25 protein-coding genes are annotated in these 24,143 nt (G+C 67.6%); 16 read left to right on the forward strand and 9 right to left on the reverse strand.

Annotated elements, in window-relative coordinates:
* Entirely contained in the window at window positions 1–888 is an 888-nt protein-coding gene (locus ASE86_RS09825; protein WP_056425301.1) for a histone deacetylase, read from the reverse strand.
* Between the two features lie 52 nt (window positions 889–940).
* Between ASE86_RS09825 and ASE86_RS09830 the strand changes: the two genes are divergently transcribed.
* The 10 genes from ASE86_RS09830 (at window position 941) to ASE86_RS09875 (ending at window position 8,904) form a co-directional block, all read left to right on the forward strand.
* The gene (locus tag ASE86_RS09830; protein ID WP_056425304.1) at window positions 941–1,432 is read left to right on the forward strand and encodes an RNA pyrophosphohydrolase; all 492 of its coding nucleotides are present in this window, start codon (window positions 941–943) and stop codon (window positions 1,430–1,432) included.
* Between the two features lie 31 nt (window positions 1,433–1,463).
* A complete protein-coding gene (locus ASE86_RS09835) occupies window positions 1,464–2,393 on the forward strand; it encodes a YdiY family protein (RefSeq protein WP_056425307.1) in 930 nt (309 codons plus the stop codon).
* Window positions 2,394–2,466: 73 nt separating this feature from the next.
* Entirely contained in the window at window positions 2,467–3,672 is a 1,206-nt protein-coding gene (locus ASE86_RS09840) for a hydrolase (protein WP_056425310.1), read from the forward strand.
* The gene (locus ASE86_RS09845) at window positions 3,669–4,667 is read left to right on the forward strand and encodes an arginine N-succinyltransferase (RefSeq protein ID WP_056425311.1); all 999 of its coding nucleotides are present in this window, start codon (window positions 3,669–3,671) and stop codon (window positions 4,665–4,667) included. The genes ASE86_RS09840 and ASE86_RS09845 overlap by 4 nt, the downstream gene beginning before the upstream one ends.
* A complete protein-coding gene (locus ASE86_RS09850) occupies window positions 4,667–5,917 on the forward strand; it encodes an N-succinylarginine dihydrolase (protein WP_056425315.1) in 1,251 nt (416 codons plus the stop codon). The genes ASE86_RS09845 and ASE86_RS09850 overlap by 1 nt, the downstream gene beginning before the upstream one ends.
* 66 nt (window positions 5,918–5,983) lie before the next feature.
* Complete coding sequence (locus tag ASE86_RS09855) at window positions 5,984–6,193, forward strand: hypothetical protein (RefSeq protein WP_056425318.1); 210 nt, start codon at window positions 5,984–5,986, stop codon at window positions 6,191–6,193.
* Between the two features lie 37 nt (window positions 6,194–6,230).
* The gene (locus tag ASE86_RS09860; protein ID WP_056425320.1) at window positions 6,231–6,506 is read left to right on the forward strand and encodes a DUF6356 family protein; all 276 of its coding nucleotides are present in this window, start codon (window positions 6,231–6,233) and stop codon (window positions 6,504–6,506) included.
* A gap of 78 nt (window positions 6,507–6,584) precedes the next feature.
* Complete coding sequence (locus ASE86_RS09865) at window positions 6,585–7,136, forward strand: DUF1285 domain-containing protein (protein WP_056425323.1); 552 nt, start codon at window positions 6,585–6,587, stop codon at window positions 7,134–7,136.
* A complete protein-coding gene (locus ASE86_RS09870; RefSeq protein WP_056425327.1) occupies window positions 7,133–7,729 on the forward strand; it encodes a CoA pyrophosphatase in 597 nt (198 codons plus the stop codon). Before ASE86_RS09865 ends, ASE86_RS09870 begins: the two co-directional genes overlap by 4 nt.
* Window positions 7,723–8,904, forward strand: a complete 1,182-nt coding sequence (locus ASE86_RS09875) for a CCA tRNA nucleotidyltransferase (RefSeq protein ID WP_056425329.1) — start codon at window positions 7,723–7,725, stop codon at window positions 8,902–8,904. The genes ASE86_RS09870 and ASE86_RS09875 overlap by 7 nt, the downstream gene beginning before the upstream one ends.
* On the opposite strand, the gene ASE86_RS09880 is transcribed toward ASE86_RS09875, so the two are convergent.
* Window positions 8,874–10,493: a putative bifunctional diguanylate cyclase/phosphodiesterase gene (locus ASE86_RS09880; protein WP_056425331.1), complete on the reverse strand. Its 1,620-nt coding sequence runs from the start codon at window positions 10,491–10,493 to the stop codon at window positions 8,874–8,876. The two genes, ASE86_RS09875 and ASE86_RS09880, sit on opposite strands and share 31 nt — an antisense overlap.
* A gap of 145 nt (window positions 10,494–10,638) precedes the next feature.
* Window positions 10,639–12,873: a DNA topoisomerase IV subunit A gene (gene parC / locus ASE86_RS09885; RefSeq protein ID WP_056425335.1), complete on the reverse strand. Its 2,235-nt coding sequence runs from the start codon at window positions 12,871–12,873 to the stop codon at window positions 10,639–10,641.
* A gap of 127 nt (window positions 12,874–13,000) precedes the next feature.
* Between parC and ASE86_RS09890 the strand changes: the two genes are divergently transcribed.
* On the forward strand, window positions 13,001–13,519 hold the full coding sequence (locus ASE86_RS09890) for a GAF domain-containing protein (RefSeq protein WP_056425337.1): 519 nt from the start codon (window positions 13,001–13,003) through the stop codon (window positions 13,517–13,519).
* A 53-nt stretch (window positions 13,520–13,572) separates the two neighbouring features.
* Complete coding sequence (locus ASE86_RS09895) at window positions 13,573–14,448, forward strand: alpha/beta hydrolase (protein WP_082441775.1); 876 nt, start codon at window positions 13,573–13,575, stop codon at window positions 14,446–14,448.
* Between the two features lie 115 nt (window positions 14,449–14,563).
* Here the strand turns inward: ASE86_RS09895 and ASE86_RS09900 are convergent, their stop codons facing one another.
* A complete protein-coding gene (locus tag ASE86_RS09900) occupies window positions 14,564–17,152 on the reverse strand; it encodes a M1 family metallopeptidase (protein WP_056425344.1) in 2,589 nt (862 codons plus the stop codon).
* A 140-nt stretch (window positions 17,153–17,292) separates the two neighbouring features.
* Here ASE86_RS09900 and ASE86_RS09905 point away from each other — a divergent pair, with 140 nt between their 5' ends.
* Window positions 17,293–18,252 (forward strand): NAD(P)H-dependent flavin oxidoreductase, encoded by a 960-nt coding sequence (locus ASE86_RS09905; protein ID WP_056425347.1) that lies wholly within the window; start codon window positions 17,293–17,295, stop codon window positions 18,250–18,252.
* A 130-nt stretch (window positions 18,253–18,382) separates the two neighbouring features.
* On the opposite strand, the gene ASE86_RS09910 is transcribed toward ASE86_RS09905, so the two are convergent.
* Window positions 18,383–18,853, reverse strand: coding sequence for a DUF1465 family protein (locus ASE86_RS09910; protein ID WP_056425350.1), 471 nt, complete (start codon window positions 18,851–18,853; stop codon window positions 18,383–18,385).
* A 150-nt stretch (window positions 18,854–19,003) separates the two neighbouring features.
* Window positions 19,004–19,201: a YdcH family protein gene (locus ASE86_RS09915; protein ID WP_056426981.1), complete on the reverse strand. Its 198-nt coding sequence runs from the start codon at window positions 19,199–19,201 to the stop codon at window positions 19,004–19,006.
* Window positions 19,202–19,339: 138 nt separating this feature from the next.
* Here ASE86_RS09915 and ASE86_RS15685 point away from each other — a divergent pair, with 138 nt between their 5' ends.
* Window positions 19,340–19,495, forward strand: a complete 156-nt coding sequence (locus ASE86_RS15685; RefSeq protein WP_082441777.1) for a YdcH family protein — start codon at window positions 19,340–19,342, stop codon at window positions 19,493–19,495.
* 89 nt (window positions 19,496–19,584) lie between these two features.
* Here the strand turns inward: ASE86_RS15685 and ASE86_RS09920 are convergent, their stop codons facing one another.
* Window positions 19,585–19,953 carry a PilZ domain-containing protein gene (locus ASE86_RS09920; protein WP_056425353.1) on the reverse strand — a complete coding sequence of 123 codons (369 nt, stop codon included), beginning with the start codon at window positions 19,951–19,953 and terminating at the stop codon, window positions 19,585–19,587.
* Window positions 19,954–20,054: 101 nt separating this feature from the next.
* On the reverse strand, window positions 20,055–20,510 hold the full coding sequence (gene dksA, locus ASE86_RS09925) for an RNA polymerase-binding protein DksA (RefSeq protein WP_056425356.1): 456 nt from the start codon (window positions 20,508–20,510) through the stop codon (window positions 20,055–20,057).
* A gap of 429 nt (window positions 20,511–20,939) precedes the next feature.
* Here dksA and ASE86_RS15995 point away from each other — a divergent pair, with 429 nt between their 5' ends.
* Window positions 20,940–22,148, forward strand: coding sequence for a hypothetical protein (locus tag ASE86_RS15995; RefSeq protein ID WP_056425359.1), 1,209 nt, complete (start codon window positions 20,940–20,942; stop codon window positions 22,146–22,148).
* A gap of 94 nt (window positions 22,149–22,242) precedes the next feature.
* On the opposite strand, the gene ASE86_RS09935 is transcribed toward ASE86_RS15995, so the two are convergent.
* On the reverse strand, window positions 22,243–22,698 hold the full coding sequence (locus ASE86_RS09935; RefSeq protein ID WP_056425362.1) for a host attachment family protein: 456 nt from the start codon (window positions 22,696–22,698) through the stop codon (window positions 22,243–22,245).
* Between the two features lie 86 nt (window positions 22,699–22,784).
* Between ASE86_RS09935 and serS the strand changes: the two genes are divergently transcribed.
* Window positions 22,785–24,059 (forward strand): serine--tRNA ligase, encoded by a 1,275-nt coding sequence (serS, locus tag ASE86_RS09940; protein WP_056425365.1) that lies wholly within the window; start codon window positions 22,785–22,787, stop codon window positions 24,057–24,059.
* Window positions 24,060–24,143: the final 84 nt, after the last annotated feature.

A 24,143-nucleotide genomic window follows, 5' to 3' on the forward strand; every position in this document is an offset into this window, starting at 1 on the left:
CTACTCTTCGAAGACGCCGCCCAGCGCCAGGATCGACGCGACGTGGCGCCCCGCGACTTCCATCATGTCGGTGCCGTATCCGCCGCCCAGCGCACTCGCGAGCGGGATGGCCCGGTCGCGCGCCAGCGTCGCGATCCAGCGGTCGCGCCGCACCAGCCCTTCGCGCGTCAGCGCCAGCCTGCCCAGTCGGTCTCCGCTCCACGGATCGACACCGGCCTGGTACAAGATCAAATCCGGTAAGACATCGGCGATCAGCGGAAGCAGCGTCGTCTCAAGCGCCGCCATATAGCCGTCGTCGTCGACACCGTCCGGCAGGCCGACGTCGATCGTCGAGCGCGCCTTGCGTGCCGGAAAATTCTTCTCGGCATGGATCGAATAGGTCGCGATATCGGGGCGGCCGGCGGTCAGGCTGGCGGTGCCGTCGCCCTGATGGACGTCGCAATCGACGATCAGCACGCGACGCCCTTCTTCCGCCAGCCGGACGGCGGCGATGGCGAGGTCATTGAACACGCAATAGCCTGCACCCGTATCCGCCAGGGCATGATGGCTGCCGCCTGCGGTGTTGGCCGCAAATCCGCGGTCCTGCGCCAGCCTGGCTGCGAGATAGGTGCCGCCCGGCACGACGAATGCACGGCGCGCGACCTGCGGCGTGATCGCAAAGCCGATGCGCCGTTCCTTGACCGCCGGTACACGCGCCTCGGCGACTTCCGCGACGTAATCGGCGTCGTGCACGGCCTCCACCCAGCCCCGCGGCGCAGGGTCGGGCGTGTGCCAGTCGAGCGCGGCACCGCTCGCCAGCAACAGGTCGCGCACCGCGGCATTCTTGGTCGGCCCCACACCCCGCACGGTCGGGGCGACATAATCGGGATGATGGACGACGGCGATCACGCGACCTAGGTAGGCGCGCGCACGCCCCCTCGCCAGCCGGAGCTCCGACGATATGACCGACCTGCCCTATCGCCCCTGCGCCGGCGTGATGATCCTCAACCGTGCTGGTCGCGTGTTCGTCGGTCAGCGGCTCGATTCGACGCTGGAGGCGTGGCAGATGCCGCAGGGCGGGATCGATCCGGGCGAAGACGCACTGGCGGCAGCGATCCGCGAAGTCGGCGAGGAAACCGGCATCGCGCCCGAACATCTGACGCTGATCGCCGAGGCGTCCGAGGAATTGCGCTACGACCTGCCCGAGGACCTGGTCGGCAAGCTGTGGCAGGGCAAGTGGCGCGGCCAGCGCCAGCGGTGGTTCCTGTTCGCCTTCACCGGCACCGATGCGGACGTGGACATCCAGACCGCGCATCCCGAGTTCCGCGCGTGGAAATGGGCGGACCCGGCCGAACTGCCGGACATGATCGTGCCGTTCAAGCGCGCGCTGTACGAGGACGTGATCGCCGCGTTCGACGAACCGCTCCGCCACCACGCCCAGTCGAGGCCCTAAAATGCCGCTTTGCTGGTAAAAGGACCGGGTCATGAGCGCCGCCCTGCTTCTCCTCTCGCCGCTGCTGCTCGCCAATACCGACACGCCACCGGCGCCGATCGTGACGCCGGCGCAGGTCGATCCGGTCACGATACCCGATCCGATAAAGGCGATGCTCGACGCGGCGATGACATCGGGTAGCGAGGCGGAGGTGCAGACGATCGCCAAATACGCCGCGTCGGCGTCCCCCGAAAGTGCCGAGGCGATCCGCCGCATCGCCAATGCGTGGAAGGATGCGCGCAGCGCGGCGGCCACGCGGACGCTGCAGGATTCGGGCTTTTTCGACTTGGTGCGCGGTCGGGTCGAAGTCGGCGGCTTCTACACGACCGGGAACACGCGCAACGTCGGCCTGACGGCCGCGGCCGACGTGACGCGCGAGGGCTTCCAGTGGCGGCACAAGCTGCGCGTGCTTGCGGAGTATCAGGAGAGCCTGGGGATCACCACGCGCGAACACTATCTCGCGGCCTACGAACCCAACTACAAGATCGACGACCGGCTCTATGCGTATGGCGCCGCGCAATATGAGGCGGATCGCTTTCTCGGTTACTTCTCGCGCTATTCGGCATCGGCCGGGGCGGGCTACACCGCGATCCGGTCGCCGCGGATGACGCTCGACGTCGAACTTGGCCCGTCGTTCCGGCGCACCGCGTTCACCGACTTCAAGACCGAGAACGAACTGGGCGCGCGCGGCACTCTCGATTTCGACTGGCGGCTGGCGAACGGCCTGACGCTCAGCCAGGATGCGTCGGCCTATCTCCAGAACCTCAATTCGACGCTGACAACGCGCACGGCGCTCGGCGCAAAGCTGTTCGGGCCGCTGTCGGCGTCGATGTCCTACGCCGTCAGCTACGAAAGCCGGCCGCCGGTCGGACGCGTCGGCACCGACACCACCAGCCGCGCGTCACTCGTCTACGCCTTCTGACGTCGATCCGCGTTTGGTAACAATTGTTACCGGGGGTTGCCCCCACCGCCCCGATCTGGGCTAGACTGCGGCGATGCCACTGACCGCCACCGAAGCCGCCGCCGTCGGGCGTGCCGGCGCCTCGCCGATGCTGGAGCGGACGCTTGCCTGGAGCGCGGTGAACAGCGGGACCGGCAACCTGACCGGGCTGGCGGAGGTCGCGGACAAGCTGGTCGAGGCGTTCTCCTCTCTCCCCGGCGCGATCAGCCTCGTCGATCCGGCACCGGCCGAGCGTGTCACCACAGACGGCCGGGTCGAGCCGATCGCCAACGGCCGCCACCTGGTCCTGCGCGTCCGCCCCGACGCCCCGCGGCGGATGCTGTTCACCGGCCACATGGACACCGTGTACGCCGCCGACCACCCCTTCCAGACGATCCGCGAACTGCCCGACGGACGCATCAACGGGCCCGGAGTCGCCGATATGAAGGGCGGAATCGCCGTCCTGCTCGCAGCGCTTGAGGCAGTCGAGGCAAGCCCCGTCTCGACCCATCTCGGCTACGACGTGCTCATCACCTCGGACGAGGAAACCGGCAGCTTCTCGTCCGCCGCGCTGATCGCCGATCTCGCGCGTGGAAAGGTTGCGGCGCTCACCTACGAACCCGCGCTTGCCGATGGCGGCCTGGCCGGCGCGCGGGCGGGCACGGGCAATTTCTCGCTGGTCGTCCGCGGCCGCAGCGCGCACGCCGGGCGCAATCCGGACGACGGCCGCAACGCGGTCGTCGCGGCGGCGGCGCTGGCGGTCCGGCTAAAGGCGCTCCACGGTGCCGGCCTGTCGGTCAACCCGGCGCGGATCGATGGCGGCGGGCCGAACAACGTCGTTCCCGATCTGGCGATCCTGCGCGTCAACTTCCGCCCGGCCCTGCCCGACGACGTCATCCGCGCGCGTGCCGCACTCGACGCGGCGGTCGGCGCGATCGCCGCCGAGCATGACGTGGCGATCGACGTCCACGGCAGCTTCAACCGCCCGCCAAAGCCGATCGACCCCGGCGCCGGAAAACTGTTCGATCTGGTCCGCGCGACCGGCGCCGATCTCGGCGTGCCCGTGACCTGGGCCGCCACCGGCGGGGTCTGCGACGGCAATAACATCGCCGCGTGCGGCGTACCGGTCGTCGACACGATGGGACCGCGCGGCGGCGCGATCCATTCGTCGGACGAGTTCCTGATCCCCGACAGCCTTGCCGAACGCGCCGGACTGTCGGCGGTCACCATTCTCCGCATCCTCGAAGGGGGCCTCGCTTGAGCTTCGTCATCCGCGCCGCGCGCGATTCCGACCTGCAACCGCTGTACGAAATGGCCAAGCTGACCGGCGGCGGCTTCACCAACCTGCCCCCGGAAAAGCCGGCGCTGCGCGCCAAGCTGGAACGCAGCCACGCCGCCTTCGACCGCGATGCCGATACGATCGAGGACGAACTGTTCGTCCTGGTTCTCGAGAACCTGGAAACGGGCGAGGTCCGCGGCACGTGCCAGATCTTTCCGCACGTCGGCCAGCGCTGGCCGTTCTACAGCTACCGCATCGGCACCATTACCAAGCGCAGCGAGGAACTGGGCCGCACCTTCAGCGCCGAGATCCTGAACCTGGTCAACGACCTGGGCGGCGCGAGCGAAGTCGGCGGATTGTTCCTGCACCCGGGCGAGCGGGCCGGCGGCCTGGGCCTGCTGCTTGCCCGTGCGCGCTATCTGTTCATCCGCAACCACCGCAGCCGCTTCGGCGAGCGGGTGCTGGCGGAGTTGCGCGGGATCATCGACGAAGCCGGCGGGTCACCCTTCTGGGACGGCGTCGCCGGACGGTTCTTCGGCATGAATTTTCAGGAGGCCGACCAGTTTAATGCGGTCCATGGCAACCAGTTCATCGCCGATCTGATGCCCAAGCACCCGGTTTACGTCGCGATGCTGTCCGAAAGCGCGCGCAGCGTCATCGGCCTGCCGCACCCGTCGGGCCGCGCCGCGATGCGAATGCTGGAGAACGAAGGCTTCGCGTACGAGAAGTACGTCGATATCTTCGACGGCGGGCCGACGATGACCGCCCGGATCGACCAGGTGAAGACGGTGCGCGAGGCGCGCGATTTCGAGCTGAGCGGGATCGCCGACGGCGGCGTGCCCGCGCTGATCGCGACCGGGCGTCTCCGCGACTTCCGCGTGACGCTGGGCGAAGTCGGCGACGGCACGATCGACCCGGTGAGCGCCGCCGCGCTGAGCGTGTCAGTTGGCGATGTTCTGACGGAGGTCGAACGCTGATGGCCCTGGTTGAAATCAACTTCGACGGCATCGTCGGGCCGAGCCACAATTATGCGGGCCTCAGTCACGGCAACCTCGCCGCGACCAAAAACGCCGGCGCGACCTCGCATCCGCGGGCGGCGGCGTTGCAGGGCATCGAAAAGATGCGCGCCAACCTGGCGCTCGGACTGACGCAAGGCATCCTGCTGCCCCATCCGCGGCCGGATCATCGCTGGTTGGAAAGTCTCGCCGCCGATTACGCCCGCGCGCCCACGCACCTCCAGTCGCAGGCGTTGTCGGCGTCGGCGATGTGGGCGGCCAATGCCGCGACCGTCTCGCCCGCGCCCGATACCGCCGATGGCCGCTGCCACCTGAGCGTCGCCAACCTCGCCACAATGGCGCACCGCAGCCACGAATGGCCTGCGACGCTGAAGCAACTGCGCAGGGCGTTCGCCGACCCGGCGTTCGCGGTCCACGCGCCGGTGCCAGCACCTTTCGGCGACGAAGGCGCGGCCAATCACATGCGGCTGTGTGCGGACCATGGCAGCCCTGGGGTCGAGGTGTTCGTCTACGGCATCGCCGGCGGCCCCTTCCCCGCGCGCCAGCACCGCGATGCGAGCGAAGCCATCGCCCGCCGTCATGGCGTCACCGACGCGATCTTCACCCGCCAATCCGACGCCGCCATCGCGGCCGGCGCCTTTCACAACGACGTCGTCGCGGTCGCCAACGAACGCGTGCTCTTCGCACACGAACAGGCGTTCGCAGATCGCGATGGGCTGTACGCCGACCTGCGCGCCCGACTGCCCGAAGTCGAGATCGTCGAGGTTCCGGCGTCCGCGGTCAGCCTGGCGGATGCGATTTCCTCCTATCTGTTCAACGCGCAGCTGGTGACTCTGCCCGACGGCACCACCGCGCTGATCGTACCAGGCGAAGCGCGCGATACGCCATCGGTCTGGGCCTGGCTCCAGGCGCACCTTGCCGGCAACGGTCCGATCCGCCGGGTCGAGGTAGTCGATGTCCGCGAATCGATGGCGAACGGCGGCGGTCCTGCGTGCCTGCGCCTGCGCGTCGTTGCCGATCCCGCCACCATCGATCCGCGGTTCCTGGTCGACGCGGCCAAGCTCGACCGCATCGCCGGGGTCGTCCGCACGACCTGGCCGGACGCGATTCCGCACGACGCGATCGGCGACCCGATACTCGTCCGCCAGATCGAGGACGCCCGCCGTGCGCTGTTCGAGACGCTGGATACTGTCGGGTTACTTGACAGTTAACCACGTGGCTTCATGCCGGATTAACGGATTTCCGCCGCTGGCCCGGGCCTTGCTTATCAGTCGGCCATGTGGTCCCGCGTCCTCCGCCTGTTCACCATCAAGACCAAGTTCGAGGCGTTCCTCGTCATCTACAGCCTGGGCGTCGGCGCGGTCGAGCGGGGCGTGCGCTATCTCGATGCCTATCCCGGCGTCGGCGGCTGGATGTTGTTCGCGGTTTGCCCGATCGCGGTGTTCATGGCCGGCGGTCGCATTCTCGACTCGCTCGAACACGACTGAGGTTCCGTCCCGGGCCGTTTCGGGCTATGCTGCGGCCATGGCAAACGACGGTCCCCTGCACCGCTGGTTCCGCGCGCATCCCGAAAGCGTCGGCGAGACCTATCTCGAGCATTTCGGCGTCGCCTCGCGCTTCGGCACGAAGCTGATCGCCGGCGGGCTCGCCTGCATGGTCCACGCGGTCCTGCCCAATTTCTTCGAGCGCACCGGCAGCAATACGGTGAAGGCGCTGTATTCGAAGATGGTATCTCGCCAGCCAGGAGCGCGCCGGCCGGCGTACGAAGAGCCGCAGTGGCGGCCGGAATACGAAATCTGATGTAACGCACAGGCGGGGGACCGGACACGGATCGCGTTCCCCCTTTCCTCCCGCGCTTTAGCTTGCCAAAGGGTGGCCATGCCGATGCCGCCGCTTCCCGATCTCGACGCGCTGTCGATGGACGAGGTCGCCGCACATATCGCTGCGCAGTCCACCGCCCCCGTCGAGAATTGGCACCCGAGCCATTGCGGCGACAGCGAGATGCGGATCGCCAGCGACGGACAGTGGTATCACCAGGGCTCGCCGATCGGACGCCGCGACATGGTCCGCAAGTTCGCGACGATCCTGCGGCGTGAGGGCGACGGCGGTTATGTGCTGGTCAACCCGGGCGAGAAGCTCGACATCGCGGTCGATGACGCCCCCTTTGTTGCGGTGACGATGAAGGCGGAGGGTGGCCGCATCGCGTTCCAGACCAATGTCGGCGACTTGGTCATCGCCGGTCCCGATAACCCGCTGCGGTTCGAGACGAAGCCGGATGGCCCGCACCCCTATATCCGCGTCCGCGGCGGGCTCGACGCGCTGATCGCCCGGTCGCTCTACTACGACCTCGCCAATCTTGCGCTCGACGGCGGCGAAACTCCGCCGGGCGTGTGGAGCGGCGGCGCCTTCTTCCCGCTGGAACCGGCATGACGCTCGCCGATCGTCTGGCGGCCGCGCTTGCCGCGGGCCGTCGCGCCGCGCCGGACCTGCTGACCGGCGACCTGAGCGCGCTAGAGCTGGAGGGTGCGCCCCCCGCGACCGAGGCCGCCGTATTGGTCGCGATCACCGACCGCGCAGAGCCGGGCGTCATCCTGACCCGCCGGACCGAAACGCTACGCGCTCACGCCGGCCAGGTCGCCTTTCCCGGCGGCCGGATCGATCCCGAAGACGCCGACGCGGTCGCCGCCGCCTTGCGGGAGGCGCGCGAGGAGATCGGCCTGCCGTCCGACGCCGTCACGATCGTCGGCGCGGTTTCACCTTATCGCACCGGCACCGGCTACCGGGTCACGCCGGTCATCGGCGTCGTGCCCCCCGACCTGCCGCTGACGCCGGCGGAAGCCGAAGTCGCCGCCGTGTTCGAAGCGCCGCTCGCCTATGTGCTCGATCCCGCCAACCACGCCCGGGAAACCGCGGTGTGGAAAGGGAGCGAACGCCACTACACCCGCATCGACTGGCAGGGCGAGACCATCTGGGGTGCGACCGCCGCAATGATCGTCAATCTGTCGCGGCAGCTCGCATGGTAGCGCTGCCGCAGACCGACTGGCGGACGCGCGCCGGGCTCGACGAGCTGATCGAGGCGCTGGGCGGCGGTACGCACGCCCGTTTTGTCGGCGGCGCGGTGCGCGACGCGCTGCTCGGCCTGCCCGTCGCCGATATCGACATCGCGACCCGGCACGATCCTGAAGACGTGATGCACCGCCTGCGTCGTGCGGGCATCAAGGCGGTGCCGACCGGCATCGCCCACGGCACGATCACGGCGGTCATCGCCAGCGGCCCGGTCGAAGTGACGACGCTGCGCCGCGACGTGTCGACCGACGGGCGCCACGCCGTCGTCGCCTTCACCGACGACTGGCGCGAGGATGCCGCGCGGCGCGATTTCACGATGAACGCGCTCTATGCCGATCCCGACACGGGTGAAGTCTTCGACTATTTCGGCGGCCTCGCCGATCTGGATGCGCGCCGCATCCGCTTCATCGGCGACGCGCGCCAGCGGATCGCCGAGGATCACCTGCGCATCCTGCGCTTCTTCCGTTTCCTCGCCCGCTTCGGCGACACACCCGACGCCGCGGGCCTGGCCGCCTGCACCGATCGCACCAACGACCTGATGGCCCTGTCGCGCGAGCGGATCCGCGACGAACTGCTCAAGCTGCTGGTCGCCAGGGACGCGGTGGCGGTTATCCGGCTGATGCTTGACCACGGCATCGTCGCCCCGGTGCTGCCCGAAATCGATCCCGCAGGCGTCGCCCGGCTGGCTGCTCTGGCAAGCACCGAAGATGCGCAGGGTATCGCGCCCGACGCGATCCGACGTCTCGCCGCGCTCGTCGGGCATGATGCGGTGGTCGAGGTCGGCGCGCGACTGAAGCTGTCGAATGCGGATCGCAAGCGGCTGGAGGCGGCGGGATCGGGTGTCGGTGACGAAGGTCCCCGCGCGCTTGCCTACCGCGTCGGCCCGGACGGCGCGCGCGATCGCTTGTTGCTGGCGGGCGCCGACACGCACAGCCTCGATGGATGGGTGCCGCCGCGCCTGCCGGTATCGGGCGGCGCTCTGGTCGCGCGCGGGCTTCGCAAGGGGCCCGACGTGGCGCGCACGCTGCGCGCGATCGAGGACCGGTGGATCGCCGCCGGCTTCCCCGAGCGAATCGACGCCATCGTCGACGAAGCGGTGGCTCAGGCCCTGTCGGCCGCCAGCAGCGCGTAAGCGTCGTCGGCCTCGACAGGGCGCGAATAGAGATACCCCTGGCCGTAGCTGCACCCGAGCGCGGCCAGCGTCTGCGCCAGTTCGTTGCTCTCTACGCCTTCCGCGGTCGTCCTCATCCCCAGCGCCTGCGCGAGACTCAGCACCGCGCGGACGATGGCGACCTTGTCGCGATCGGCGAGCATGCCTGAGATGAAGCTGCGGTCGATCTTCAATATGTTGATCGGCAGCCGCTGGAGGTAGGCGAGGTTCGAGTAGCCCGTGCCGAAATCGTCCATCGCCAGGCGGGTGCCGAGGTCCTTCAGCGCCTTCAGCGTCTCCGCGATCCGGTCGTGATCGCCGATGATCGCGCTTTCGGTCAGCTCCAGCGTCACCCGTGCGCCATCGACGCCGTGGATGTCGAGCGCGCGGCGGACCATGGTCGGCACGTCGTCGCGCTGCAGCTGGATCGCCGACAGGTTGACCGCGACTGCGACGCCGCAGTCGCCACCGGCTGTCCGATCCCACCGCGCCAACGTCTGCGCGGCGGCGTCCATCGCCCAACGACCGAGCGGCAGGATCAGCCCGCACTCCTCGGCAACCGGGATGAAATCAGTCGGCGGAACACTCACTCCGTCCGGCGCCCAGCGGGCCAGCGATTCGAACGAGGTGATGCGTCCGGTCGACAAGTCGCAGATCGGCTGGAAGGCGAGCGTCATCTCGCCGTTTTCGATCGCGCGGCGCAGGCGGGTCTCGATCCCGAACTGCGTCCGCACGACGTCGTAGGAGGTGCGGCTGTACACCTCGACCTCACCGGTCCGCTTGCCGCGCTTCACCGCGAACTGCGCGTGACGGATCAGGTCCTCGGGCTGGTCGATCTGGTCGGCGCCCAGCGCGATGCCGATCGAGCAGTCGACGCGGATCTCGAAGTCGGACAGGCGGAACGGCGTGGCGAGCGCCGCCTGGAACCGGCGCGCGACGTGCATCGCATCGGCCAGCCCGTCGTCGGTTTCGATCAGGACCGCGAATTCGTCGCCGCCGATGCGCCCCAGCATGTCGCGCCCGCGGAGCGCCCCCTTGATCCGTCGCGCGACCGAAATCAGCAATTCGTCGCCGGCCAGCGACCCCATGCACGCGTTGACCTGGCTGAACCGGGCCAGGTTGACGATCAGGATCGCATAGGACGTCGCGTTCGCCGGCGTGACATGGCTGTCGACCAAATCGTCGAAGCCGGCGCGGTTTGGCAGCCCGGTCAGGCTGTCGGACAGCATCTCGCGGCGCAGGCTGGTTTCGGTGCGTTGCTCGGGCGTCTGGTCGACCAGGCTGACCAGGCAGCGGTCGACCGATTCCACCCGCCGCGCCAGCATCACGCGGAAATGTTGCGCGTCGATCGCCTCGCCGACCTGCCAAGTGAATTCCTCGTGCGTTTCGGGCGATTGCAGAAACGCACTGATGCGGCCTCCGAGCAGTCGCGTGACCGAACTGTCGCCCGCCGTGTTCCCGAGCCCAGCGCGCCGGAACGGGCGATTGACCGCTTCATATTCCAGCTTGCCGTCCCGCGTCGTCACGATCGCGGCAGCGATCGGCAGCAGGTCGATCGTTCGCGCGCTCATCCTGGGCCCGAAGACGCACGGATCCTCACCCACGACAGGCGCGGGTCTAGTGTCAGACAGGCTTGGCGCGCGCGCCTTGCGGAACAGCATCACGGCAAACGACTAGAGGCGACTAGTTAAATCCCTCTAAAGCAGGCCGTTTCGTTTACTCGTGAAACCGGTTGTCGCGAGGAAAACCGGTCGGCGGCATCCGCCCCGCCGCGCCCCGCGCCGCGCGCCACGGCGTCAGGTCGCTCTCGGTCCGCATCCGCCCGGCATCGCCGCCCATCGGCCACGTCAGCCCCTTGTCGAAGCGGAAGGTAATCGCGTCGGCGAGGCCGCCGTCGCGATAGCGCTGCAACTGCACGCCCTGCCCGCGCGACAGCTCGGCCACCTCGCTGATCGGGAAGACGAGCATCTTGCGGTTGTCGCCGATCGCCGCGACGTAATCGTCGTCGGGATGCACCGGCTTCACCAGCGACAGCAGCGCGCCCGTCCGCGGCGTCATCACCGTCTTGCCCTTGCGCGTCTCGGCGATCGTGTCGGCGGTCTTGACCAGGAAGCCGCGCCCGTCGCTCGCCGCGACCAGCAGCCGCTGCGCCGACGATGCGCGCAGGAACGCGATGATCTCCACGCTGCCGTCCAGGTCGATCATCAGCCGCACCGGTTCGCCGAAACCCCGCCCGCCCGGCAGCTTGTCGGCCCACAGCGTGTAGAAACGTCCGGTCGCCGCCGCGAGCAGCAGCTTGTCGGTCGTCTGCGCGTGGAAGGCAAAGGCTCGGCCGTCGCCCTCCTTGAACTTCATGGTTTCCGCCGACGTCAGATCGACATGCCCCTTCATCGCCCGGATCCAGCCGCGCTGCGACAGGATCACGGTGATCGGCTCGCGTTCGATCATCGCCTCCAGCGGGATGACTCGCGCCGGTGCCGCTTCCGCGATCGTCGTGCGGCGGGCGCCCAGTGGCGTCTCCGGGCCATAGCGATCGCGTATCTTGCGCAGGTCGCCCTTCAACCTGCGGCGCTGTTTGCCGTCGTTCGCCAGCAGATCGACCAGGCCGGCCTGTTCCTTGGTCAGCGCATCGCGCTCCCGGACCAGCTCCATCTCCTCGAGCTTGCGCAAGGACCGCAGGCGCATGTTCAGGATCGCCTCGGCCTGGCGGTCGGTCAGCCCGAATTCGGCCATCATGACCGGCTTGGGTTCGTCTTCGGTCCGGATGATCTCGATCACACGGTCGAGGTTGAGATAGGCGATGATGTAGCCGCCCAGCAGTTCCAGCCGGTCGGCGATCTTCTGCAGGCGATGTTCGGACCGGCGCCGCAGCACCACGAACTGATGCTCGACCCAGGCCGCCAGCGCCTCGCCCAGCGACATCACGCGCGGCGTGCGGGTCTTGTCCAGCACGTTCAGGTTCAGCGACACGCGCGTTTCCAGGTCGGTCAGGCGGTACAGGCTGTCGGTCAGCGTGTCCGGATCGACGGTGCGCGCGCGCGGTTCGATGACTATGCGGATCAGCTCGTCGCTTTCGTCGCGGACGTCGCCCAGGATCGGCAGCTTCTTGTCGGTGATGAGGGCGGCGATCCCCTCGATCAGCTTGCCCTTCTGCACGCCGTAGGGGATTTCGGTAACAATCAGGTGCCATCCGCCCCCCTTCTCGCGCTCGACCGCGATTCGGGCGCGGACACGGAAACCGCCGCGGCCGGTCGCATAGGATTCGACGATCGCGGCCGGAGGATCGACGACCAGGCCGCCGGTCGGGAAATCGGGGCCCTTCACGTGGTCGAGGACATTCGCCTGCGGGTTGTCGATCAGAGCGACCGCGGCGTCGAGCAGTTCGGCGGCATTGTGCGGCGGAATGCTGGTCGCCATGCCGACAGCGATCCCGGCCGCCCCGTTCGCCAGCAGGTTGGGGAACATGCCGGGGAACAGTTCCGGCTCCTGCTCCTCGCCGTTGTAGGTCGGGCGAAAATCGGTCGCGTCTTCGTCCAGCCCCGCCATCAGGTCGATCGCGACCTGCGTCAGGCGTGCCTCGGTGTAGCGGTAGGCCGCGGCGTTATCGCCGTCGATGTTGCCGAAATTGCCCTGCCCGTCGACCAGCGGATAGCGCAGCGCAAAGGTCTGGGCGAGGCGGACCATCGCGTCATAGACCGACTGGTCGCCGTGCGGATGGTATTTGCCGATGACGTCGCCGACGACGCGCGCGCATTTCTTGTACCCGCTCGCCGGGTCCAGCCGCAGCAGCCGCATCGCCCACAGCAGGCGGCGATGGACCGGCTTCAGTCCGTCGCGGACATCGGGCAGCGAGCGCGCGGTGATCGTCGACAGCGCGTAGACGAGGTAGCGTTCGCTGAGCGCGCTATCGAAGGGCGCATCGATGATCGGTTCGACAGGTTGGGTGGCCATTGAAGGTGCAGCGTTAGCAGGGCGCGCGGAACGACGCAAAGCTGCCGATTCGGATGCAATTTCGTTACCATGCTCATGATTTCGTAAGCCTGATATCGTACCTCCCCCGTCCCAGGGAGAAGACGGGATGGTCACGGAAGCCGTTCGCATCGCGACGCTCAAGGGGTATGATGTGCTCGACACGACCGCCGAGCCGGCATTCGACGCGCTCGCGCATCGCATCGCGACGACCTTTGCCGTCCGTAGCGCGGTCGTGTCGTTCATCGACGAGGACCGGCAGTGGTACAAGGCCCGTCATGGCGTCGACGATCCGTCGGTCCACCGCTCGCTATCGTTCTGCACGCACAGCCTGGACAGCGACGACGTGACCGTGGTCCCCGATGCACGGTCCCATCCGATGTTCCGCAGCAGCCCCTTCGTGACCGGCACGGCCGGCATCCGCTTTTACGCCGCGGCTCCGATCAAGGCGCTCAACCGCGCGCGGCTCGGCACCGTCTGCATCTTCGATCCGCATCCCCGAGCCGAGGGAATGAGCGAACGCGAGAAGCGACACCTGTCGAGCTTCGCCGCGCACGTGGTCGAACTGCTGGAAGCCCGCCGCAACGCCAGCCGCTTCCGCGCCCGGGCCGCCGGGGCGTCGTTCTGACACGCCGCTTCTGCCTCTTCCCGCAGGCGATGTTCACGGCGTAAGCTTTCGCCATGTTCCTTCGCATAGCACTTGCCGCTAGCCTCGCCGTCATGACCGGCGATCTGCTCACCTGGCCCGACCTGGCCAAGCGACCGAAACCCCAACCCGATGCGACCGTCGCCTATGGCAGTGATTCGATGCAGAAGGTCGACGTGTGGCTGCCGCAGGGTGCCAAACCCCCGTACAAGACGGTGCTGATGGTCCACGGCGGCTGCTGGCAGACCTCGATCGCCGATCGCAGCCTGATGAACTGGGTGGCCGACGACCTGCGCCGCGAAGGCTATGCGGTGTGGAACATCGATTACCGCGGGGTCGATCGCGCGGGCGGCGGCTACCCCGGCACGTTCACCGACGCAGGCGCAGCGGCGGACCGACTGGCCAAGGAGGCGAAGCGCTTCCACCTCGACACGCGGCGGATCGTGGCGGTCGGCCATTCGGCGGGCGGGCATCTCGCGCTCTGGCTGGCGGGGCGCCGCAAGCTGCCAAAGGGCAGCGTGCTTCGCACGACGCGCCCGCAGAAGCTCAGCACCGTCATCAGTCTGGGCGGCCTGCCCGATCTGGAGGCGACCGCGGCGAGCCCCGACAACGGATGCGGGACGGCGGTCGTCGCGAAGCTCGTCGGGACCGGCCGCGCCGATCCCTATGCCGACACGTCGGTCCCCCGCCTGCTGCCGCTCGGCGTCCGACAGCAGCTGGTCAACGGACGCGAGGACAGGATCATCCCGTACCGGATGGCGACCGACTATGTCGCCGCGGCACAGGCCAAAGGCGACCGGGCGGAACTGCACACGGTGCCCGCGACCGGGCACGTCGAGTTGGTCGCGCCGGAGACGGCCGCCTGGGCGGAGACCAAGCGGCTGATCGCAGAAGCTTTCAAACGCCCCTGAGCGTCATCCCCGCGAAGGCGGGGATCAATAGTCGCTGAATGTCGTGAGACTCACATCGTCCAGCCAGAATTGATTCCCGCCTTCGCGGGAATGACGATGATGAGGGTTTCCCTCTTCACTTCCCCGCCCAGCTCGTCACCGCCGGCCGCAGGCGGTCGGCAAACACGGCGCGGTTCTTTATCGAATTGACCGTCCGCGCCGCCGAACCGCGCGACGCCTCGGGCAGGTTCTTCGCCGCCCAGTCGGTGATCTTCGCCAGCATCTTCGGATCGTTCGACCCGCCGCCCAGCTGGACGATGAAGCTTGACCGCGAACTCGTCTCGAGCATCGGGTTGATCATCGCGGCGTTGGCCGTCGCGAAGTCGAAGGCGAGGTCCGGATGCGCCTGCGCCACCGCGGCGAGCAGGCTGATCTTCTGCTGGTCGGTGAAGTCCGACGACCTGACCAGATCGAGCGCGCGCTTCGCCAGCGCCTCGTCCTTGGCGATGCCCAGCAGGCTGATGTAGCCGTTCTTCACCACCGGGTTGGTTTCCGCCCGCGTCGTGGCCAGCAGCGCCTCCCAATCGGCGGCCGTCGCGTTGCGCGCGAAAGTGCCGAGCATCGGGCGACGGATCGCCGGAGGAATGGCCGATGAATCGCGGCGCACATCGGCGAAGTAGCGGCGCGCGCGATCGACGACACGGGTGTCGCCTGCACTGCCCAGCAGCGACACCAGCTGCTCGCGCAGGTTGGTCACCGCAGCACTGTCGTCGCGCTTCGGCTCCAGGCCGTAGCGGTCGAGCGCGGGGGCAAGCACCTGCAGCGTCTTGGCCTGCACACGCTCGCCAAGCGGCGTCCCTTCGTACATCCCCGACAGACGGGACAACTGGCCCGCGGCCATCGTCCACACCAGCGGATCGGCGTTGGCGGTGACTGCACCCAGCGTCTGGAAGTACAGCGCCAGATCCTGGTCGCCGCTGAAGCCCAGCGCCATGTCGTCGCCCATGAAGCCGACCTGGTCCGACACCGGCAGGTTGCCGAACGCCTTCACGACCGCATCATGGCCGGCCGCATCGTAGCGGGTGCGGTAATAGCCGCCCATGCCGGGGTTGACGAAGACGGGACCGCATACCGCCGCTGCGGTCTGCGGCGTGCTCCCGCGGATTTCCTTTGCGCCCATGCCGGCCTGACCGCTGCCCAGCGTTGCCCACGTCACCGGCACGCGCCAAGTCTGCGGCGCCTTCGACGCGGCATCCAGGCCGAAGCGGCTCTGGCGGAACGTCAGATTGTTGCGGTTGCCGGTACAGCCGCCGGTCGCGACGCTGATCAGCGGAACGCCACCCTGCAGCGTGAAGTCGTGCATGAACGGCGCGACATCACGCCCCGCCGCGGCGCTGACTTCGGCCCAAAGCTGATCGGTGACCGTGTTGTTGTACTTGTACTTCGCCATGTAGCGGCGCACGCCCTCGCGGAACTTCGCCTCGCCGACCGTGCTTTCCAGCATGTCGATGACCGCCTGCCCCTTCTGGTAGGTGATCGTGTCGAACGCCTCGCCGATCTGGTCGACCGTCGTCACCTTGCGGATGACGGGGTGCGTCGCCGCGGTCGCGTCGAGCCGCATCGCCGCCTCGCGCTCGGTCGCGACGGTCAGCGCGCGGTAATTCCATTGCGGGTTCAGCGCGGCGGTCGCCTTGCCCTCCATCCAGCTGGCGAAGCCCTCGTTCAGCCACAGGTCGTCCCACCAGCGCATGGTGACGAGGTCGCCGAACCACTGGTGCGCCATTTCATGCGCGATGACGGTGTAGATGCGCTGCTGGTTGCTGACCGTCGCGCGCTTGGCGTCGAACAGCAGCTCGGGTTCGAAATAGAAGATCGCGCCCCAATTCTCCATCGCGCCAAAGAACTGCGACGATCCCGGCCCGGCGATCATGTCCATCTTGGGCAGCGGATAGGGCTGGCCGAAATAGCTCTCGTAATAGGGTAGCAGGCGCTTGGCGGCGGCCAGCGCATAGTCGGCCTGATCGATGACGCCGCGGCGCGTGATGACGCCGATCTCGGTCTTGCCCGCCATCACCGTCTTGCGCTCGACATCGCCCATGCCGAGGTACAGCAGGTAGCTCGACATGATCGGGCTCTCGGCAAAGCTGTACAGCTGTTTGTCACCGCTCAGCTTCGTGACCTTCGCCGGCATGTTCGAGAACGCGGTCTGGCCCTTGGGCGCGACGGCCGACAGCGTGAACTTCGCCTTGAACGCCGGTTCGTCCCACATCGGCGCGAAGCGGCGGGCATCAGGCGCCTCGAACTGCGTCGCCAGCATCTTCGCCTTGCTGCCGTCCGGATTGGTATAGTCGATCGCGAACAGCCCGGCGGCCGATGTGTTGATCTTGCCCGACCAGACGAAGGCGACGCGGTGCGATCCGGCGGTCAACGGCTTGGCGAGCGTGAGCGTCAGCGTCTGCGCCGCCGTGTCCAGCACCGGCTTCACCTGCACGCCGTCCACGCTGGCCAGCGTAACGTTCAGATCGGCGGCGTTCAGCACGATCGTCTGTGTCGGCGCGGTCACGCGGACGTTGACCGTCTCGCTGCCGGTAAAGGTCATCGCCTGCGCGTCGGGCTCGATCTTGATGTCGTAGCTGACCGGGACGACGGTCTTGGGCAGTTGCCCCTGCGCGAGGGCTGGCGTCGACACGGTCATCAGCAACAGGGCAGTGGCAAGGCGCTTCATTCCGACACTCCGGGGCAAGATCTGGTTGCGGCGTTCCTGCGCCTGTCCACGGCCGCGCGCAACCGCCGTCCGCCCGCGATCTCACGAAGTGCATGACCCGCCCGCTGGACAGCCCATTTCGGTTGCGGCACAAAACCCAAATGGCTCTTCCCGCTCTGTTCGATCGCCTCCGGCTCCCCGTCATCGGCTCGCCGCTGTTCATCATCTCGAACCCGGACCTGGTCATCGCCCAGTGCAAGGCGGGCATCGTGGGCAGCTTCCCGGCGCTGAATGCGCGACCGCAGGCGATGCTCGACGAATGGCTGCACCGGATCACCGAGGAACTGGCGGCGTGGAACCGCGACAACCCCGACACGCCGGCGGCACCGTTCGCGGTCAACCAGATCGTCCACAAGTCGAACGACCGGCTGGAAGCCGACCTTGCGACCTGCGCCAAGTGGCAGGTGCCGATCGTCATCACGTCGCTGGGCGCGCGCGAGGATCTAAACACCGCGGTCCATGGCTGGGGCGGGATCACGCTGCACGACATCATCGACGACCGATTCGCGCGCAAGGCGGTGGAAAAGGGCGCGGACGGCCTGATCGCGGTCGCCACCGGCGCAGGCGGTCACGCCGGGCGGCTGTCGCCCTTCGCGATCATCCAGGAAATCCGCCAGTGGTTCGACGGGCCGCTGGCGCTGTCTGGCGCAATCGCGACCGGCGACGCGGTGCTGGCGGCGCAGGCGATGGGGGCGGACCTGGCCTACATTGGTTCGCCATTCATCGCCACGACGGAAGCAAATGCGGTCGACGGATACAAGCAGGGCATCGTCAGCGGTCGCGCGAGCGACATCGTCTATTCGAACCTGTTCACCGGCGTCCACGGCAACTACCTGCGCGGGTCGATCGAGGCGGCGGGCATGGACCCCGACAATTTGCCCGAGGGCGATCTGAAGACGATGAACTTCGGCGGAAACGACGGCAGCAAGGCCAAGGCATGGAAGGACATCTGGGGATCGGGCCAGGGGATCGGCGCGGTCGATGCGGTGGTGCCGGCGGGAGACTATGTCGCGAAGCTGGCGCGCGAATATGCGGCGGCGCGGGCGCGGTTGGGGCTTTGAGACTCTAGCGTCATCCCCGCGACGGCGGGGATAGATTCCGGCCGGACGTGGTGAGACTCACTGAATTCAGCGACTATTTGTCCCCGCCTCCGCGGGGATGACGGTGGCGAAACAAACGTTTTGAGGCGTTCTAGCTCGCCAGCGCCAGCGCCAGCGCCAGCCGGTCGTGGATCGAATGCACCGGGCTCTCGATCAGTTTCGGCCGCGCCTGCGCGACATCGAACCGCCCGACGCGACGGTGCAGGTCGATGCTCGCGCCGATCAGGATGCGCGCAGTGTCCGGCAGCATGGTGATCGCGCCTTCGTCGGTCACCGGCGCGTCGCCCAGCCGGCGTGACGGGTCCAGCGCATCGACCGCGCGGAGTTCGCCGTTGGCCACGGCGCGCTGGGTCAGCAACCAGGCGATGACATGCATCAGCCGCGACGTGACCTTCATCGATTCGCACGAGAACAGCACGCGTGACAGCGCGTCCAGCGACTCGCGGTCGATCCGCCCGGCCTCGTCGAAATAGCCGCGCGCCTCGTCCGCCAGCAGCATCGATTCGACGTACAACGAATCGATCAGCCGGCGGTGCATCCTCGAATGCGGCGCGTCGCGCATCAGTAACTCCCTGTCCCCTGTCGGACACACGTGCCACGGCGCGAGTCACCCCGCCAAGCCCGTTTTAGCGTTAACGCCGCTGCCCAGTGTCCCGATCCGGTCCGCCTGCCCGTCGCGTGCACGCGGCGTTAGCCGGGCAAGCGGCGGGGATCAGGCGATAATGTCGGGGATCAGCATATCCTCGAGCTGCGCCATCTCGTCCTTCAGCAGCAGCTTGCGCTTCTTGAGGCGCGCGATGAGCAGCTGGTCGGGCGCGGTCTGGCACAGCAGCGCCTCAGCCGCTGCGTCCAAGTCGCGGTGCTCGACCTTCAACGCGGCCAGCTTCTGCCGGACTTCGGCCTCGTCCATCGACACCATGTTTTCCACGCTCGCTTCGTCACGCAAAACCGCACGCGTCACCGATTGCACCCTATTAGCGCCGCGACAAGCGCCGCGATCCGTGTTCTACTCATCCTCCCGCAACTGACAGCAAGGAGAGCTCAATCCATGCAGACCGCGCATTACACGGCGTTAGAGGCCAAGCACGCTTCGCTCGACGCCCGGATCGCAGACGAGCAGGGACGACCGGCGCCCGACCAGGCAGCCATCGCCGATCTGAAGAAGCGGAAATTGCGCCTGAAGGAAGAGATGGAGAGCGGCTGATCCGCGCGGCGGATACGCTGAACACGGCAAAGCCCGGCGGTAGCATCGCCGGGCTTTTTATTTGGCCGTCCTCGGAAAACGGCGTTGCCCTAAAACATCGCCCGCTTAATCGCGGCGACCTTGGGCGGCGGCACGGCCACCGGCTTGCGCGCGCGTTTCGGATCGATCTCGTGGTCGAACGCGATGCCCATCCGCCCCTCGGCGATCCAGGCTACGCGGCCGCGGACCGGGCCGATCCCACGGACGTCGATCTCGGCCACATCGCCGATGTCGGCCCGCCCGGCATATTCCGCCATCAGCCCGCCGCTCGACAGGTTGCGGATGCGCACCGTGACCGGCAGCGCCATCGCGGCCACCTTTAGCGTAGCGACGAGCAACAGGCTGTCGCGCCCGCCATCCCGGCCGGCGCCGCCTGTATCTGCGGTCGCTGATCCCTGCGAAGAAAAACCCTGGTCCATCACCGTCCCGGTCGACTGGAAGATCGTCAGTGCGATGCGGTTAGACCATCTCGAATCTTGCCAAATCGTAAACGCGGGCGCGGAATGGCGTTCCGGTGGCGTTAGTCCTCGCGCGAGACGCGTTCGTTGCGTTCGTGGCGTTCCTGCGCGTCGACCGTCATCGTCGCGGTCGGGCGCGCTTCCAGCCGACCGAGCGGGATCGGCTCGCCGGTGACTTCGCAATAGCCATATTCGCCGTCGTCGATCCGGCGCAGCGCGGCGTCGATCTTGGCGACCAGCTTGCGCTGGCGGTCGCGCGTGCGCAGTTCGATGCCCCAGTCGGTTTCGCTGGTCGCGCGGTCGGCAATATCGGCCTCACGCAGGGAGTCGGCCTGAAGCTGCGACAGGGTGCCGGCGGCCTCGCGATAGATCGCGTCCTTCCACGCGTTCAGCTTGGCGCGAAAATACTCCTGCTGCCGCGGATTCATGAAAGGTTCATCGGCACTCGGCCGATATCCGCTGCCCGTGTCATTCGCCGGAAACGGAATGCCGCCCGACGTTTCGAGAACCGTAGCCATCCCCACTCTCCACTTCGGTTCCGTCGGGAGATCGCGTCTCTCGAAAGACCGCCTTATTGTGCCCGCGCCGCCTATAGGGAAGCGCCGGAAGCATCACAAGCGACCGATTCGAAACCGTTTTTCGTTGTGACCTGTTTGGCACAGTCCGGCTGTCGCGACCCTGAACGATCGTATCGAATGCAACCGGATCGAACCTATCCAGACCTGAGCATTGGTCGACAAGCATCGGATTCCGTCCCGGAATAATACGTTAACCAAGTCATGATCGTCGCGCAGTGAATAATTGCTCTGATGATGACGATAATCGTGGTTAACGCCGTTGCACTTAATGGTTTGTTCTGCACTTTCTTGAGACATCGCCGAAAGGTCGATCGCCGTATGTGGTGACCGATCAGGCATTTTGGAAAGTGTGTCGTCATGTCCGTTCGGATGGCTCTCGCAAAACTCAGCGCCTTTGCGGCCGGTGGTGCCCTTATCGGCGGCGGTGCGGTGCATGTCGCCGACCAGGTCCAGGCAAAGCGCGACTTCGCCGCCAAGCCCAATGTAAAGCGCCCGCCCGCGCCGAAGCCGGTCGCCAAGCGACAGGTGGCGCAGCGCCAGGTCGTGCGTCGCCAGGTGTCCTACCAGGGCAGCGGCGACTGCGTTCCGTTCGGCGACGGCGGCATCGAACGCACGGTCGCGACGCGCGGCGTCGGGACCGGCGGCTATGGTGCCGGGCATGACGGTCGCGGCGCAGGCTATGGCGCCGGGCCCGACGGCCGCGGTGCCGGCTATGGTGCTGGCCACGACGGCCGCGGCGCCGGTTACGACGGTCGTGGCGCAAGCTACGGATCGGGTGGCGCATCGGGCTCCAGCTATTCGAGCGAATCCCGTGAAGATGGCGGCGGCGGCGCCAGCGCGTCGTCGAGCAGCACGGTCAGCTACGGCCGCATGGTCGTCGGCAGCGGATCGACGCGCCGCACGATGCGCTGCACGATCCGCCGCGTTACGCGGACGACCGGCGGCGGTGTCGTGGTCGCGACGGCCGCTGCACCAGCACCGATGCCGGTCGTTTCGGGCGGCGGCGGTGTCGCTCCGGTCGTGATCGGCGGTGGTGGCGGCGGTGGCGGCGGCGGTTTCTTCGCCGGCGGCTTCTTCGGCGGTGGTGGCGGCGGCGGTGGCGCCGGCGTCATCATCTCGTCGACTTCGAGCTCGTCCAGTTCCAGTTCCAGTTCGTCGAGCTCCAGCTCGTCGTCGAGCGGCGGCGACGTGAACATCGACATCGACAACAAGAACACCAACAGCAACTACAACGAAAACAAGAACGACAACAAGAACGAGCAGAGCCAGAATCAGGGCCAGAACCAAGGCCAGCAGCAGGGTCAGCAGCAAGGCCAGGGTCAGGGCCAGGGCCAGAACGGTGGCGGCAAGCCCGGTTCGTCCGGTGGCTGGAACTGCAAGTACAAGTGCGATGGCTGGTCGTCGAACGGGGGCTGGTCGTCGAACGGCGGCTCCAACGGTGGTGGCGACACGCCGCCGAACCCGGATGGCCCCGCCCCGGTCCCCGCGCCGCCGATGTTGCTGCTCTTCGGTGGCGCTGCCGCCGCCCTGGTCGTCCGCAGACGCTTCGCCAAGAAGAAGGACGGGTCGGCCGAATAAGTCATCGGTCCATCCGCCCGCGGATATGGAGAAAGGCCCGGCCCCAAGAGATTGGAGCCGGGCCTTTCTTTATTCGGACGGGTCTGAAACCACGTCAGTCCGCCGCGAGCAGCGCTTTCTCGATATCGGGGATCGGGTGACCGGTCAGGTCCTTGGCAAGCTCGCCGGCCAGCCGGTCGCTGACTTCCTTGTGATAATGCTTGCGCATCTCGCCCAGCGTCTTTGGCGGGGCAATGATGATCAGCTTCTCGAAGTCGTTGGCCAGCGCACGTTTCTTCAACAGGTCGGCGGCGGTCGCGGCGAAGCGGTCCTCCTCCTGCTGATGGAAATCGACTTCGCCCATCGTCCCGCCGCCGGCAGCGAAACTGCCGCCGCGGGTCGAGGCGGCGCGGCCGGCCTGGTCGGTCTTCTGATCGCGATCGGCCGGGTTCGACTGTTCCTCGGCATGTTCGACCTGGAGATTGGGGGCAAGCCCGTCGCCCTCGTTCCTCAGGAACAGCATCTTGCGGCCGTCGGCGACGACGACCATGGCGTTGTGCGGAACCCGCATTACCTTCTCCTCTGGTTATGCCGGGCACAACGTGCCGGCGCCCCGCGGGTTGCGCGCCTTCCCGCTGCCCGTCATAGCGCGGCGCCATGCACGACATCCGCTTCATCCGTGAAAATCCCGATCGCTTCGACGCCGCCCTCGCCCGCCGCGGCCTGGCGCCGCTCAGCGCCGAACTGCTGGCGATCGACGAGCGCGCCCGTGCGCTGACAACCGAAGTCCAGGCGGTGCTCGCGCGCCGCAACGAGGCATCGAAGGCAGTCGGCGCGGCCAAGGCGCGGCGCGACGATCCGACCGACCTGATGGCCGAGGTCGCCGCGCTGAAGGAACGTCTGCCGCAGATCGAGGCGGAGCAGAAGGCGGTCGCCGAAGACCTGACCAGACGGCTGGCGACGATCCCCAACCTGCCGGCGCGCGATGTGCCGACGGGCGAGGACGAGAGCGGCAATCTCGAGCAGAAGCGCTGGGGCACGCCGCGCGATTTCGCGTTCGCGACGAAGGAACACGCCGACCTTGGTCCGGCACTCGGCTTGGATTTCGAGACCGGCGCGCGGCTGTCGGGTGCACGCTTCACCTTCCTGCGCGGCGATATCGCGCGCCTCCACCGCGCACTCGCGCAGTTCATGCTCGACCGGCACACCGCGCAGAACGGCTACACCGAATGCAACCCGCCCGTGCTGGTGGGCGACGGCGCGATGTACGGCACCGACAAGCTGCCAAAGTTCGCGGAAGACTCGTTCAAGACGACCGATGGCCGCTGGCTGATCCCGACGTCCGAAGTCAGCCTGACCGCGTCGGCCGCCGATCGCATCCTGGGCGACCTCGAACAGCCGATCCGGATGACCGCGCACACGCTGTGCTTCCGCAGCGAAGCGGGTGCCGCCGGCCGCGACACGCGCGGCTTCATCCGCCAGCACCAGTTCGAAAAGGTCGAGTTGGTCACTATCTGCCGCCCCGAGGACAGCGACGCCGAACACGAACGCATGACCGCGTGCGCCGAGGGCATCCTGGAGGCGCTCGACCTGCCCTATCGCCGCCTGCTGCTTTGCACCGGCGACATGGGCTTCGGCGCGCGGCGGACCTTCGACCTCGAGGTCTGGCTGCCCGGGCAGAACGCCTATCGCGAAATTTCGAGCTGTTCCACGACGGGCGACTTCCAGGCCCGCCGCATGAACGCGCGCTATCGCCCGGCCGGCGAGAAGGGCACGCGGTTCGTCCATACGCTCAACGGGTCGGGCCTGGCGGTCGGTCGAACGCTGGTCGCGGTGATGGAGAATTACCAGCAGGAGAACGGCGCGGTCGCGGTACCGGACGTGCTGCATCCGTATATGGGTGGGTTGACGATGCTGGAACCGGGCAAATGATCCTCCCCGCCCGCGGGGAGGGGGACCGCGACGCACAGCGGCGTGGTGGAGGGGGCTCTCCGCGGGCGACGTCCGTGCGGCCCC

Origin of the sequence: Sphingomonas sp. Leaf33 (assembly GCF_001421785.1) — a bacterium.
In the GTDB taxonomy this organism is placed as follows: Bacteria; Pseudomonadota; Alphaproteobacteria; order Sphingomonadales; family Sphingomonadaceae; genus Sphingomonas.

What these genes read in the sequence shown, in the direction of transcription:
- ASE86_RS15685 (WP_082441777.1), top strand. Translation starts at nt 19,340, where the DNA reads ATGCAGACCGCGCATTACACGGCGTTAGAGGCCAAGCACGCTTCGCTC.
- ASE86_RS09920 (WP_056425353.1), bottom strand. Translation starts at nt 19,953, where the DNA reads ATGGACCAGGGTTTTTCTTCGCAGGGATCAGCGACCGCAGATACAGGC.
- ASE86_RS09905 (WP_056425347.1), top strand. Translation starts at nt 17,293, where the DNA reads ATGGCTCTTCCCGCTCTGTTCGATCGCCTCCGGCTCCCCGTCATCGGC.
- ASE86_RS15995 (WP_056425359.1), top strand. Translation starts at nt 20,940, where the DNA reads ATGGCTCTCGCAAAACTCAGCGCCTTTGCGGCCGGTGGTGCCCTTATC.
- ASE86_RS09830 (WP_056425304.1), top strand. Translation starts at nt 941, where the DNA reads ATGACCGACCTGCCCTATCGCCCCTGCGCCGGCGTGATGATCCTCAAC.
- ASE86_RS09890 (WP_056425337.1), top strand. Translation starts at nt 13,001, where the DNA reads ATGGTCACGGAAGCCGTTCGCATCGCGACGCTCAAGGGGTATGATGTG.
- ASE86_RS09880 (WP_056425331.1), bottom strand. Translation starts at nt 10,493, where the DNA reads ATGAGCGCGCGAACGATCGACCTGCTGCCGATCGCTGCCGCGATCGTG.
- ASE86_RS09855 (WP_056425318.1), top strand. Translation starts at nt 5,984, where the DNA reads ATGTGGTCCCGCGTCCTCCGCCTGTTCACCATCAAGACCAAGTTCGAG.
- ASE86_RS09910 (WP_056425350.1), bottom strand. Translation starts at nt 18,853, where the DNA reads ATGCGCGACGCGCCGCATTCGAGGATGCACCGCCGGCTGATCGATTCG.
- ASE86_RS09860 (WP_056425320.1), top strand. Translation starts at nt 6,231, where the DNA reads ATGGCAAACGACGGTCCCCTGCACCGCTGGTTCCGCGCGCATCCCGAA.
- ASE86_RS09835 (WP_056425307.1), top strand. Translation starts at nt 1,464, where the DNA reads ATGAGCGCCGCCCTGCTTCTCCTCTCGCCGCTGCTGCTCGCCAATACC.
- ASE86_RS09935 (WP_056425362.1), bottom strand. Translation starts at nt 22,698, where the DNA reads ATGCGGGTTCCGCACAACGCCATGGTCGTCGTCGCCGACGGCCGCAAG.
- serS (WP_056425365.1), top strand. Translation starts at nt 22,785, where the DNA reads ATGCACGACATCCGCTTCATCCGTGAAAATCCCGATCGCTTCGACGCC.
- ASE86_RS09875 (WP_056425329.1), top strand. Translation starts at nt 7,723, where the DNA reads ATGGTAGCGCTGCCGCAGACCGACTGGCGGACGCGCGCCGGGCTCGAC.
- dksA (WP_056425356.1), bottom strand. Translation starts at nt 20,510, where the DNA reads ATGGCTACGGTTCTCGAAACGTCGGGCGGCATTCCGTTTCCGGCGAAT.
- parC (WP_056425335.1), bottom strand. Translation starts at nt 12,873, where the DNA reads ATGGCCACCCAACCTGTCGAACCGATCATCGATGCGCCCTTCGATAGC.
- ASE86_RS09850 (WP_056425315.1), top strand. Translation starts at nt 4,667, where the DNA reads ATGGCCCTGGTTGAAATCAACTTCGACGGCATCGTCGGGCCGAGCCAC.
- ASE86_RS09870 (WP_056425327.1), top strand. Translation starts at nt 7,133, where the DNA reads ATGACGCTCGCCGATCGTCTGGCGGCCGCGCTTGCCGCGGGCCGTCGC.
- ASE86_RS09900 (WP_056425344.1), bottom strand. Translation starts at nt 17,152, where the DNA reads ATGAAGCGCCTTGCCACTGCCCTGTTGCTGATGACCGTGTCGACGCCA.
- ASE86_RS09840 (WP_056425310.1), top strand. Translation starts at nt 2,467, where the DNA reads ATGCCACTGACCGCCACCGAAGCCGCCGCCGTCGGGCGTGCCGGCGCC.
- ASE86_RS09895 (WP_082441775.1), top strand. Translation starts at nt 13,573, where the DNA reads ATGTTCCTTCGCATAGCACTTGCCGCTAGCCTCGCCGTCATGACCGGC.
- ASE86_RS09865 (WP_056425323.1), top strand. Translation starts at nt 6,585, where the DNA reads ATGCCGATGCCGCCGCTTCCCGATCTCGACGCGCTGTCGATGGACGAG.
- ASE86_RS09915 (WP_056426981.1), bottom strand. Translation starts at nt 19,201, where the DNA reads ATGGACGAGGCCGAAGTCCGGCAGAAGCTGGCCGCGTTGAAGGTCGAG.